The organism is Liquorilactobacillus oeni DSM 19972 (genome assembly GCF_001436275.1).
GTDB classification, from domain to species: Bacteria; Bacillota; Bacilli; order Lactobacillales; family Lactobacillaceae; genus Liquorilactobacillus; species Liquorilactobacillus oeni.
Genome location: NZ_AZEH01000039.1, coordinates 187,506 through 199,501, shown reverse-complemented (window position 1 = coordinate 199,501; position 11,996 = coordinate 187,506). Strand labels below are relative to the sequence as shown.

The following is an 11,996-nucleotide window of genomic DNA, read 5'->3' as shown; positions in this document are numbered from 1 at the left end:
ACCTCTCTTCATTTACCAAAATAAAGTATATATATGCGGTATAAAAATAACAGCACCGCTGACAACTGCAAAAATTGCAGCAGCAAAAACTGCCCCAGAAGCTACATCTTTGGCTTTCTTTGCATAAGCATTGTATTTACAGTCAGTTATTAGATCTACCACATTTTCCAAAACGGTATTCCAAAGTTCGCTTATAAAAACAAGGGCAATACAAAGTAACAGCCAAAGCCATTCAAACTCAGTAACTTGCAAAAGCCACGCTAAACAAATTACTAAAACAGCTGAGAGTGAATGAAAACGCAGATTTCTTTCATCAAGCCAAGCCGTTTTAATACCCACACAAGCATGTTTGAACGACTGACATAGATGGCGGTGCTTCCACTTTTTTTTTCTATTTTTTAAGTCCATAAGCATCTAAAATCTTTCGTTGTAAGCCAAACATAACTTCTTCGTCTTCTGTACGCATATGATCATATCCATTAAGATGTAAGAATCCATGGACTATTAAAAAACCAAGTTCTCTTTCCTCGGAATGTCCAAGATATTTTGCTTGTTCCTTTACTTTATCTACAGAAACCATAATATCACCAATGTTTTTTGGAACGTCATATTCGGCACCAGCAGGCAAAATGATTGGTGTATCGTCATCACTTTCTTCTTCAATTGCAAAACTAATCACATCTGTCGGCTTGTCGACACCGCGATATTTTTTATTAATTTGGTGAATCTTTTCATTGTTCATTAACGTTACTGACATTTCAGTATTTTTAGGTAATTTAAGGTATTCTCCCGCAAAATCAAGTACTTCGCGAATCAATTTGATTCTTTCTGCTGGTACCTTTTTAGTATCATCAAAAATTTCTAAGTCCACTACACTTGCTCCTCTTTTTTTCCTTGTTCCGCATAAGCTTTAATGATTTGTGCGACAACTGGATGACGAACAACATCAGCCGCATCAAAATTCACAAATGCGATATGCGATTTCCCTTGGAGAACTTTTTGTGCATCTATCAAGCCGCTTTGGTTATGACCGCGCGGTAAATCAATCTGCGTCTTATCACCGTTCACTACCATTTTAGAACCAAATCCTAAACGGGTTAAAAACATTTTCATCTGAGCCCTTGTGGTATTTTGAGCTTCATCCAAGATCACAAAAGCATTTTCCAAGGTGCGCCCGCGCATGTAGGCAAGCGGTGCAATCTCGATAACCCCGCGATCCAGGAGCCGTTCTGTATGCTCTTTACCTAAAATTGCGTGTAAGGCATCATAAATAGGACGTAAGTAAGGATCAACCTTTTCTTTAAGGTCACCCGGCAAGAAGCCAAGAGACTCACCTGCTTCCACAGCCGGCCTTGTTAATATTACTCTTTCGACTTGGTTCTTTTTCAAAGCTGAAATTGCCATTACAACAGCAAGAAAGGTTTTACCAGTTCCCGCTGGGCCTATTCCAAAAACCAAATCGTTGTTTCTGATAGCTTCTACGTATTGTCGCTGGCCAAAACTTTTGACACGAATAGGTCGTTTTTTTTGGTCCCACAATAAAGTATCCGTATAAAGGTCTGTAAAATAGGTGAGCGTGCCGCGTTCTGCCATCTTAATAGCCGAAAGGACATCAGCATTTCCCAATGCCACCCCCTGCTTTAAAACAGCCGCTAACTTTTCAAAAATCGCTACTGTCTGTTCAACAGCATCCCTTTGTCCCTTTACCTTAATTTTATCACCAAAGGGACTTATAATTACATTTTGATTTTCTTCGATTAATTTTACATACTTGTCTTGTGCTCCGAGTAAAGCAGCGCTTTGTTGAGAATCCTCTAATTTAAATTCTTTTTCAACTAACTTTTCTTCAGCCAATACGCATAGGCTCCTTCAATTAAGCATTATATGCAAATCATAGCATAAAAAAGTTATCGGCGAAAGTATGGCTGCTTTATTAAGCTTTTTCTTTTTTAAGAACTTCATTTCAAGCTTGCACTGCAGCAAAAATAAAGACCCAGAACAAAAGTATTAACTTTGCTCCAAGTCCTTATTATATAAACATTATTAAAATTAGCCTAATAGCGATTTTACAGCGGAATTTACAAGCTTGCCGTCAGCTCTGCCTTTAACTTTCGGCATCACTGTTCCCATCACTTTCCCAAAATCAGCTTTTGAAGAAGCACCAACCTGCGAAATTGTTTCTTTAACGATCTGATTGATTTCTTGTTCACTCAACTGTTTCGGCAAATAACGTTCAACAACTTTAATTTCTTTTTTAAGTCCAGAAACCAAGTCATCTCTGCCAGCCTGCGAAAACTCTGTTAATGAATCTTTTCTTTGTTTCAACTCACGTGACAGAACACTGACCTCTTCATCAGAAGTCAAAGTCTGACCAACCTTGATCTGTTCGTTCATAACAGCTGCTTTCAGCATCCGTACAGTACTCAAAGTCTCCTTATCATGAGCCTTCATTGCAATCTTTAAATCACTATTCAATGAATCAAGCAAGCTCATCAGTTCTTATCCTCCTTAGGAATTAGAAACGACGCTTATTTTTACGCTTTCTTGCTGCTTCAGATTTTTTCTTGCGTTTCACACTAGGTTTCTCGTAAAACTCACGTTTACGGTATTCTTGTAAAGTACCAGTTTTTGAAACGGTACGTTTGAAGCGACGAAGAGCATCATCAAGAGATTCGTTTTTACGAACAACTGTCTTTGACATTTTGTTTCCCTCCCTCCGAGCTTAAAATGTAACCGTTATATTCTGCATAAATACACAAACTTTTAACAGTTCTTAACCATTATACATAAAGCTTTATAGTGCGTCAATAAAACTTCGCTAACAAATTAAAAAATTTCATTTTTTAGTTCTTTCTTCTTACTTATCCTTTTATCCTGTATAATCAGTATAAGATAAAAAATCGTAATTTGTTGGAGGTAAAAATATGGCAGAAAAGGAAAAAATGACCGTCTATATCATTTCTGATTCAATTGGTGAAACTGCGTACAACCTTGCAACCGCGGCAACTGTGCAATTTCCAGAAGTAGAATTTACTTATCATCGTTTTCCATTATCAAAAACAACTTCACTGCTTGCCGGCATCTTGGAACAAGCAAAGCGTGCTAATGCATTTGTAGTCCACACCCTAGTAGGTAAAGGCTTGGCAGGATATGTCAACCAATTTTGCAAAGACAATAATCTTTACGTTCTTGACGGAATGTCAAAACTTATCAATACAATCAGCCAAAAAACCGGTTTAACTCCGCTTTATCAAGCTGGCCGAAACCACAAGCTCAACAAAACCTATTTTAATCGAATTGAGGCACTTGAATTTGCTGTTACTTATGACGACGGTAAAGATCCTAAAGGCTTTTTGCAAGCTGACATTGTTCTCTTAGGCGTATCACGTACTTCTAAAACGCCGCTTTCTTTATACCTTGCTAATAAAAACTATAAAGTCGCAAACCTGCCGCTTGTCCCTCAGACAAATATACCAGAAGAACTATGGCAAGTTGATCCACAAAAAATCTTTGGTTTAACAAATGATCCGCAAGTCTTAAATAACATTCGTAAGGAACGTTTAGTTACTTATGGACTTAATCCCGAGACAAACTATTCTAATCTGGAAAACATTGAAGCAGAATTAAAGTTTGCTGAAAAGCTGTATAAAAAAATCGGTTGTTTAGTGATCAATGTTTCCAATAAGTCAATTGAAGAAACTGCTACTCTCATTACAGAAAGTCTGCCTCTTTAAAAATAAGTATTCAGCCTGCGAGAAAATCGGCAACTTTTCTTTGCGGAATCCCTGAAAAAAAGTCATCCAGTTTTTGACTATCTAAAATTGTAAAAATATGGGAATGATCATAAATCGTTCCTTTTATTTTTTCCTGCAATTCACTGACTGGACGAGTTCCAAAGAAATCACCGTAAAATTTAATTTCGCGTATCAAGCCTTTCTCTACCAAAAATCGAGCATCAATCGTACCATTTGTGAAGTGTTTTCTCTTTTTCACAGTAAACCGCGGAGACCTGCCGTAAACCCAGTCCCAATTTGCATAGTATTTTTCTACCAGCTTATCTATTTGTGAGTTATCTTCTTCATCCAGTTGATATTCAGACTGCTGTGCACTGCTCAAAGAATCAGCTTTAAGTATTTTTTGAATTAAAATATCCCGAAATTTATAAATGGAAATTTTTTGGTATTCCTTGTTCAAATAAAGTTTTAAGTTTGTGACTCTGCTGCGAACAGACTTAATACCTTTTGAAGCAATCTTATCTGCCGGAACATCCAGTGCTTTAACTACTTCAGAGGTATCTACATCAAACATTAAGGTTCCATGGCAAAAAGTCTTTTCTCCTTTTGTATACATTGCATTCCCTGAAAATTTTTTTCCTTCAATCACAATATCATTGCGGCCTGTAATCTTTGCTTTCACCGCTCCCATCTCATGCAACGCCGAAACAACAGGATTAACCAAACTCGCAAAGTCGCCAAAAATGCTTCTATCTTTCGGAACTACAAAACTAAAAGATAAATTACCCAGATCATCATACATTGCTCCGCCACCTGAAAGCCTACGGGTAATAACGATATTATGTTTACGGCAATAGTCCTCGTTTATTTCTTCAAGCGTATTCTGATTGCGGCCAACAATTATACATGGTTTCTGAATATAAAATAACATGAAAGGCGGCTTTATTTTATTGCTTTCCATCAAATACTGTTCAGTAGCAAGATTACGTCTGATATCCCTTGTGGGCATCACTACATACTTCATCAAAATCTCCTCCAATCAAAATATAAGCAAGTTTCAAGCATAAATTATAGCGCTTTCATATTGACCAATACAATATAAAAAGCCAAAATCTGTAAGAATCACAGGTTTCAGCCCTTATCAATTATAACTTTCCCTTTTGCTCAACAACCTTTTTCTGCATTTGTGGATCAAATGTCTGATTTTTAAACATTGCAATCTCAAACGCATAAGGCGCAAACTTGTTCTTCTTGTCTGGACCGACGTAAGGAGTTTCCATAATTTTCGGCAACTTTTCAAGTTGTGGATGGTGCACAATATAGTTCAAAGCTGGGAAGCCGATTGTACCAAAACCAATATTTTCATGCCGATCTTTATGCATTCCTCTTTCATTCTTTGAATCATTGATATGTACTACCTTTAACTTTTTTAAACCAATGACATGGTCAAATTCATTCAAAACACCGTCAAAATCTTCTTTAACATTATACCCAGCATCATTTGTATGACAAGTGTCCAAAGTAACTGAAAGCTTTTCATTGTAAGTAACCCCAGCGATAATCTGCGCTAGCTCTTCAAAAGTTCTGCCGACTTCTGTTCCTTTGCCTGCCATTGTTTCAATAGCTATCTGTATATCTTGTTTTGGTGTGATGACTTCATTTAGCCCTTTTATAATATTAGCAATTCCAGCTTGTACGCCAGCTCCAACATGCGCGCCCGGATGAAAGGTCATTTGTCTTGCTCCCAGTGCTTCTGCACGCTTAATTTCATCTTTTAAAAAAGAAACAGCAAAACTGAAATTTTCAGGCTTTTTCGTATTACCCAAATTAATGATATATGGGGCATGAATTACAATATTGCTTAAATCATGTTCTGCCATAAATTCTTTACCTGCAGGAATATTCATTTCCGAAATTGGTTTACGACGTGTATTTTGCGGTGCACCAGTATAAATCATAAAAGTGTTAGCATGATAAGAAAAAGCTTCTTGGGCTGAGCCTAGCAGCATTTTCGACCCCTTCATTCCAACATGAGAACCTAACAACATACAAAACACTCCTTTTTAATTTCCCTATCAAGTTTTAAAAATCAGGGTTCCGGTTCATAAAACCGTCCCATAATCTGTACATTTTCTGAAATGCTAACAAAGGCATACGGATCCGATTCTTCCATTGCATCTTTCAGCTCCTGCTGCTCATAGCGGGAAATAACAGTAAAGAGAATGACCTTTTTATCGTGTCTATAAGCGCCTTCAGCCCCATGCACGATCGTGATTCCACGCCGCATGTGGCTTTGAATGCAGTCCACTACACTTTTAGGCTTCGTCGTTACTATCACTACCTGCATTTTTTGCTGTCTTGTATAGACCATATCCATTACACGAGCATTAACAATAAGGCCCAGAGCTGAATAAAAAGCGTATGGCCAGCCGTAAACTGCCCCCGCAGCTAAAACAATAAATGCATTAAAGAAAATGTTAATTGTTCCAATACTTTTTCCGGTTTTTTTTCGCAGCGTAAGACCAATAATGTCCAGACCTCCTGTCGAAATTCCGTTCTTTAAAGCTAATCCGGTTCCAAAACCATTAATTGCCGCACCGAAAATAGCACAGATAATCGGGTCTGTTGTCAAAGTATTCGGCTCTAACAATTTGATCATAATACTGGAAAAGATAACTGCAAGAAAGGTAAAAAATGTAAAACGGTGCCCGATTTGAAACCATGCCAGCAAAAAAAGAGGAATATTCAATGCAAATAATAAAAAGGCTGTTGAAGGGTGAAAAGCCCCATGATTCCTGGAAATAGTCTCTAAAAGCTGAGCAAGCCCCGTAATCCCGGAAGAATAAATTTTCCCCGGAGTCCAAAAAAAATTCATTGCTATTGAAACAAGAATACCGTAGATAAAAGCTGTTGATGCTCGTGCTACATATTGATGTCTTCTCCAAATACGCTGGATTTCATCCATAAGGTGCACTCCTTCTTCTCTTTATGCTGCCTGATTGTTTTTATTTTTTCGCACCCCAATAATTATTCTTAAAGCGTTCTCTTTCTCCTTCTTCAAGGGAAAATCGAGCAGGATTTTTTTTATAAAATTCCTGATGATATCCCTCAGCTTTATAAAAAGGTTGTGCATCCTCAATCTTAGTAACAATCGGATCGCTAAACCGACCGCTTTCAGCAAGTGCTTTCTTAGAAGCTTCCGCGGTCTTTCTTTGTTCTTTACTATTTGTAAAGATTACAGGCCGATAACTATCTCCGCGATCTTGGAATTGGCCCATAGCATCAGTCGGATCTGTCTGCTGCCAATAAATTTCTACCAATCTAGCATAAGAAATAATCTCTGGGTCAAAGGTAATCTTAACAGCTTCGGTATGGCCCGTCGTATGTGCACAAACTTCTTCGTAGGTAGGATTAGGTACATGCCCGCCTGTATATCCAGAAACTACTTTAAGAATGCCCGGCTGCTGATCAAAAGGCTTAACCATGCACCAGAAACACCCTCCAGCAAAAATTGCAGTATCTTTTTTTTCACTCATTTATTTTTCTCCCAACTTAATTACATTTATAAGATAACTTAAATTTATTTTTTCAGCAAGAAACCCAACCCTTTTATTTTAACAGAAAAAAAAACAGCACTTATAAAAAATATCATGCTGTTTTTAACTTTAACATTTTATTACAGTTTAATCTTCATCAGAAGTTTCTAAGTGAAGTTCATCAAGCTGTTTTTGTGCAACAGTGCTTGGAGCATTTGTCAAAGGTTCAGAAGCCTTTGAGTTCTTCGGAAAGGCAATCACCTCACGAATATTATCCTTATGGGTCAATAACATAGCAAACCTGTCCAAACCAATTGCAAGGCCGCCATGCGGAGGAAAACCATAGTCAAGAGCATCAATGAAAAAGCCGAACTGCTTTTCAGCTTTTTCTTTAGTAAATCCAAGCGCCTTGAACATTTTTTCTTGAATTGAACGCTTATGAATACGGATTGAACCACCACCAAGTTCATAACCATTTAAAACAATATCGTAGCTTTGCGCATGAGCCTTATGCGGATCTGTATCCAGCAATTCAACATCTTCTTCATTTGGCATTGTAAATGGATGATGCGCAGCAATATAACGATGGAACTCTTCACTATATTCAAATAAGGGCCAATCTACAACCCAAAGAAACGCAAATTTGGATTCATCAATCATTCCCAATTCCTTTGCAATACTCGTACGCAAGTACCCCAAAGAATCTGCTACAACCTTCCCTGTGTCAGCAGCAAACAAAATCAAATCGCCCTTTTTTGCGTGCGCTGCGTCTTTGATTTTTGCAACACTATCCTTGAAGAACTTCGCAATTGGTCCTGAAAAACCGTCATCTGTAACTTTCAGCCAGGCCAATCCTTTGGCACCAAAACGTTTCAAATAATCTTGTTTAGCATCAATATCCTTACGAGAATATTTGTCAGCACCTTGCGGCACAGTAATTGCTTTAACACGTCCACCATTTTTTAAGACATTTTGAAAAACTTTGAAGTCAACATCTTTAACAGCTTCAGCCATATCTATCAGTTCCATGCCAAAACGAATATCCGGTTTATCGGACCCGAAACGTTCCATAGATTCATTCCAACTGATCCGCTGCAGCGGCAGCTGAATATCTACATCAAGGACATCTTTCATTACACGCTTAAGCAATCCTTCTGTTAAATCCTGAATTTCTTCAGCACTCATAAAGGAAGTTTCCAAGTCAACCTGAGTAAATTCCGGCTGGCGATCACCCCGCAGATCTTCATCACGAAAACAGCGAGCAATCTGATAATAACGGTCGAAACCCGCGCCCATCAAAAGTTGCTTGAATAGTTGAGGAGATTGCGGCAGAGCATAGAAGTGTCCAGGATAAACACGTGATGGAACTAGATAATCACGTGCTCCTTCAGGTGTTGACTTTGTCAGATAGGGAGTTTCAATGTCAATGAATTGCTGTTCATTTAAATAACGATGAATTGAGCTTGTCACTTTGCTGCGCAGAATTAAAGACTTCTGCATTTCTGGGCGGCGCAGGTCCAAATAACGATACTTAAGCCGCAAATCATCAGAAACATTAATTCCATCTTCAATATAAAACGGTGGGGTTTTAGCTTTATTCAATAAGTGAACTTCATGAATCTCAACTTCAATTTTACCGGTTTTCATATTTGGATTAGTTGCATCTTCTCCACGTAAAACAACTTTACCTTTTGCTTCGATTACATATTCACTGCGCAGATCATCAGCAGTTGCAAGCGCTTTTTCATCAAATTCATGGCTAAATACCAGCTGAACAATTCCTTCACGATCGCGCAAGTCGATAAAAATCAGGTTCCCTAAATCTCTTCTTTTTTGGACCCAGCCATTCAAACAAATTTCTTGCCCTAAATACGATTCATCTACTAAGCCGCAATAAGTCGTTCTCTTCATCTTTTTTCGTTCTCCTTTTTATGCACGTAATTTCGCAATCAGTTTTTCAAAGTCGGTATAAACATCCTCAAGTGCAACTTTTATTTCTTTACCGCTTGTCATTTCCTTCAAGTTAACCTTTCCTTGAGTCAATTCTTCTTCACCCAAGGTTAAAGTAAACTGGGCACCTAAACGACTGGCAGATTTAAATTGTCCCTTAGGCTTACGTTCTAAATAATCGCGTTCTGAGCTAAAACCAGCATTGCGCAGCGACTGCACCAGTTTAAGCGTTTCTGCATTAGTAACAGCCCCGATGCCTACAACATAAACAGCTAATTCATTATCAAGAGGCAGTCTGATACCCTCAGCTTCAAGAACCAGTAAAAGACGCTCAACACCCAGGCCAAATCCGATTCCCGGTGTTTCAGGCCCGCCGAGCTGCTCAACCAAGCCATTATAACGGCCTCCAGCACAAACAGTGGTCCACTTGCCACCAAAAGCCTTTGAATCACTCATAATTTCAAAAATCGTGTGGTTATAATAGTCTAGTCCGCGAACCATATTTGTATCTATTTCATATGAAATTCCCAAAGCTTCAAGCAGATTTTTCACGGTTTCAAAATGAACTGCGGCTTCTTCCGTCAAATAATCAAGAATCTGCGGTGCATTCGCTACAATCTCCTGGTCTTCTTTTTCTTTACTGTCGAGAACACGTAAAGGATTTTTATGTAAGCGTTCCTTAGATTCTGCGCTCAATTGCTCAGCGCGCGGTTCAAGATAATCAACCAATGCTTTTCTATAACGGCTGCGTGATTCATCGTCACCCAGCGTATTAAGAGCAAGTTTTAAATTTTTTAGACCGAAACCATGTAACAGTTCAACTGCCATTGCCATTACTTCAACGTCTAAAGCAGGGTTGTCTACTCCAAATGCTTCAACCCCTATTTGATGAAATTCGCGCAGCCGACCAGCTTGCGGCCTTTCATAACGAAACATCGGTCCCATATAAAATGTCTTGAACGGTTTTTGAATTTCAGGACCATATAGCTTATTTTCGACATATGCACGTACTACACCAGCTGTTCCTTCAGGCCTTAAAGTTATATGGCGTTCCCCTTTATCAAAGAAATCATACATTTCCTTAGTAACAATGTCAGAAGTTTCTCCTGATGTGCGGGAGAACACTTCGAAATTTTCAAAAATCGGTGTCCGTATTTCCTGATAACGATACCGCTTAAATATTTCACGAGCTTTTTTTTCAATGCTTTGCCATTTTTCAGTCTCACCGGGGATGATGTCTGTTGTCCCTTTTGGACGTTGATATTTCATATTATTTCCTCCTTATCAAATTCAGTTTGCTGCAAAAAAAAAACCTTGTCGAAACTATCTCCCGACAAGGGTGCATAAATGCACGGTACCACCTTTAATTATTACTCTACTTAGGATAACGTCCAATACGGCATGCAGTAAACATGCGCCTCGAAAGTGTCTTTCGCCAATTCTATCCAATGGGCTTACACCATTTCCCACTCGCTGCTTTGAATACTACAGGCTACTCTTCTTTCTTCCAGCTTTATATACTGTTGTAAATATACGCGAAAAACAGTATAAAGTCAAGATGTGAAAAAATTTGTAAAAAAAAGATAAGATGCTTTTTGGTTAAAAAATAATGCTACACTCCCTATTTTAGGATTGTTTTGCTATAATTAACTAGACAATAAATTGAGACATGGAGTCCTATTATTGAAAAACAAAAAAACAGAAAAACAGAAAAACACACTTATTTTGACCGCACTAATCATAGTTCTAAGCGGAATCTTAATTTTTCGTACACTGAATTACTTTAAACAAGTTACCATTGAAACCCCAACGGCCGCAGTAAAAAAAGGGCCCGGCATTGAGTATGCAAAGCTCAAAACATTAAAAAACGGCAGTCGAGTTACTATAATCCACTCAAAATATCATTGGTTTTATGTTAAGACCAATGATAATAAGTTCGGCTGGATTCCTGATTGGACCCTAGCAACAAAAGAACGAAACCAAATAAGCGACTTGTCCGATGCAACAATCGTGCTTGATCCCGGTCATGGTGGTAAAGATTCCGGGGCACTTTCTAGCAAGGGCAAGATGGAAAAAACCTACACTTTGCGTTTGGCTAAGAAGGTCGCCGCAAGCTTGCGAAGGCGTGGTGCTAAAGTCTATATGACACGAACTGCCGATAAGTTTGTCGATCTAAAACCGCGAGCGCAGCTTTCCAATGAAGTCCATGCAGATGCGTTCATCAGTTTCCATTTTGATTCTTCACCCGGTCAAGATGACGCATCAGGTTTCACTACTTACTATTACCATAAAACAACTTCTTTAACTTTAGCTAAAAGTATCAATTCGCAATTCACTGCCTTGGGTTTAGAAAATCGCGGAATTGACTTTGGTAATTTTTTAGTAATCCGGGATAATTCTTTTCCCAGCATTCTGCTCGAAATGGGTTATATCAATAGTACTCGCGACTTTGAGCAAATCAGATCTACTAGTTATCAAAATAAAGTCTCGGCTGATGTTGTCAGCGGTTTGAAGAATTATTTTGCCGAACAAAATAGCAAGACAAAATAGAAATCCGTCTTCCTTTGTATGCAAAAGATATTGTTTAAAAGCAGGAAAAGCGAGTGCGCCAATAGTCGTTAGGCTTTGAGCGTTAACTGCGAATTACAAATATAGTCTGAATTTGACTATGAGTAATTCGTGATTAAGCGGAAAAGACTGACTATTGAAATACGTTAATACGGAAACTGCAAGAATGTACAAAAAAGCTGAATCAAAACATAACTTTTGACCCAGT

Annotated in this window: 13 protein-coding genes; 2 read left to right on the top strand and 11 right to left on the bottom strand. The window is 38.3% G+C overall.

From position 1 onward, the window contains the following. Positions 1-12: 12 nt before the first annotated feature. From FD46_RS06180 to rpsU, 5 genes are all read right to left on the bottom strand, one after another. Complete coding sequence (locus FD46_RS06180) at positions 13-408, bottom strand: diacylglycerol kinase family protein (RefSeq protein WP_057896853.1); 396 nt, start codon at positions 406-408, stop codon at positions 13-15. Continuing rightward, on the bottom strand, positions 392-871 hold the full coding sequence (gene ybeY / locus FD46_RS06175) for an rRNA maturation RNase YbeY (RefSeq protein ID WP_057896292.1): 480 nt from the start codon (positions 869-871) through the stop codon (positions 392-394). The genes FD46_RS06180 and ybeY overlap by 17 nt, the downstream gene beginning before the upstream one ends. Beyond that, entirely contained in the window at positions 871-1,854 is a 984-nt protein-coding gene (locus tag FD46_RS06170; protein ID WP_057896291.1) for a PhoH family protein, read from the bottom strand. Before FD46_RS06170 ends, ybeY begins: the two co-directional genes overlap by 1 nt. A gap of 195 nt (positions 1,855-2,049) precedes the next feature. Next, entirely contained in the window at positions 2,050-2,493 is a 444-nt protein-coding gene (locus tag FD46_RS06165; RefSeq protein ID WP_057896290.1) for a GatB/YqeY domain-containing protein, read from the bottom strand. A 22-nt stretch (positions 2,494-2,515) separates the two neighbouring features. Next, positions 2,516-2,701 carry a 30S ribosomal protein S21 gene (gene rpsU / locus FD46_RS06160; RefSeq protein WP_003690207.1) on the bottom strand — a complete coding sequence of 62 codons (186 nt, stop codon included), beginning with the start codon at positions 2,699-2,701 and terminating at the stop codon, positions 2,516-2,518. Between the two features lie 223 nt (positions 2,702-2,924). On the opposite strand from rpsU, the gene FD46_RS06155 reads away from it, so the two are divergent. After that, positions 2,925-3,734 carry a pyruvate, water dikinase regulatory protein gene (locus FD46_RS06155; protein ID WP_057896289.1) on the top strand — a complete coding sequence of 270 codons (810 nt, stop codon included), beginning with the start codon at positions 2,925-2,927 and terminating at the stop codon, positions 3,732-3,734. Positions 3,735-3,744: 10 nt separating this feature from the next. Here the strand turns inward: FD46_RS06155 and FD46_RS06150 are convergent, their stop codons facing one another. From FD46_RS06150 to hisS, 6 genes are all read right to left on the bottom strand, one after another. Then, positions 3,745-4,758: a lipoate--protein ligase gene (locus FD46_RS06150; protein WP_057896288.1), complete on the bottom strand. Its 1,014-nt coding sequence runs from the start codon at positions 4,756-4,758 to the stop codon at positions 3,745-3,747. A gap of 121 nt (positions 4,759-4,879) precedes the next feature. Continuing rightward, the gene (locus FD46_RS06145) at positions 4,880-5,782 is read right to left on the bottom strand and encodes a deoxyribonuclease IV (protein WP_057896287.1); all 903 of its coding nucleotides are present in this window, start codon (positions 5,780-5,782) and stop codon (positions 4,880-4,882) included. Between the two features lie 41 nt (positions 5,783-5,823). Next, positions 5,824-6,699, bottom strand: a complete 876-nt coding sequence (locus FD46_RS06140; protein ID WP_057896286.1) for a YitT family protein — start codon at positions 6,697-6,699, stop codon at positions 5,824-5,826. 40 nt (positions 6,700-6,739) lie between these two features. Beyond that, positions 6,740-7,270, bottom strand: coding sequence for a peptide-methionine (S)-S-oxide reductase MsrA (msrA, locus tag FD46_RS06135; RefSeq protein WP_057896285.1), 531 nt, complete (start codon positions 7,268-7,270; stop codon positions 6,740-6,742). A 147-nt stretch (positions 7,271-7,417) separates the two neighbouring features. Beyond that, a complete protein-coding gene (aspS, locus tag FD46_RS06130; RefSeq protein WP_057896284.1) occupies positions 7,418-9,181 on the bottom strand; it encodes an aspartate--tRNA ligase in 1,764 nt (587 codons plus the stop codon). An 18-nt stretch (positions 9,182-9,199) separates the two neighbouring features. Further along, on the bottom strand, positions 9,200-10,489 hold the full coding sequence (gene hisS, locus FD46_RS06125) for a histidine--tRNA ligase (protein WP_057896283.1): 1,290 nt from the start codon (positions 10,487-10,489) through the stop codon (positions 9,200-9,202). A gap of 414 nt (positions 10,490-10,903) precedes the next feature. Between hisS and FD46_RS06120 the strand changes: the two genes are divergently transcribed. Continuing rightward, positions 10,904-11,770 carry an N-acetylmuramoyl-L-alanine amidase family protein gene (locus FD46_RS06120; RefSeq protein WP_057896282.1) on the top strand — a complete coding sequence of 289 codons (867 nt, stop codon included), beginning with the start codon at positions 10,904-10,906 and terminating at the stop codon, positions 11,768-11,770. The last annotated feature ends 226 nt before the right edge of the window (positions 11,771-11,996 follow it).

Coding starts and splice junctions, on each gene's coding strand:
- FD46_RS06180 (WP_057896853.1), bottom strand. CDS start 408: ATGGACTTAAAAAATAGAAAAAAAAAGTGGAAGCACCGCCATCTATGT.
- FD46_RS06165 (WP_057896290.1), bottom strand. CDS start 2,493: ATGAGCTTGCTTGATTCATTGAATAGTGATTTAAAGATTGCAATGAAG.
- rpsU (WP_003690207.1), bottom strand. CDS start 2,701: ATGTCAAAGACAGTTGTTCGTAAAAACGAATCTCTTGATGATGCTCTT.
- FD46_RS06155 (WP_057896289.1), top strand. CDS start 2,925: ATGGCAGAAAAGGAAAAAATGACCGTCTATATCATTTCTGATTCAATT.
- FD46_RS06150 (WP_057896288.1), bottom strand. CDS start 4,758: ATGAAGTATGTAGTGATGCCCACAAGGGATATCAGACGTAATCTTGCT.
- FD46_RS06145 (WP_057896287.1), bottom strand. CDS start 5,782: ATGTTGTTAGGTTCTCATGTTGGAATGAAGGGGTCGAAAATGCTGCTA.
- FD46_RS06140 (WP_057896286.1), bottom strand. CDS start 6,699: ATGGATGAAATCCAGCGTATTTGGAGAAGACATCAATATGTAGCACGA.
- msrA (WP_057896285.1), bottom strand. CDS start 7,270: ATGAGTGAAAAAAAAGATACTGCAATTTTTGCTGGAGGGTGTTTCTGG.
- aspS (WP_057896284.1), bottom strand. CDS start 9,181: ATGAAGAGAACGACTTATTGCGGCTTAGTAGATGAATCGTATTTAGGG.
- hisS (WP_057896283.1), bottom strand. CDS start 10,489: ATGAAATATCAACGTCCAAAAGGGACAACAGACATCATCCCCGGTGAG.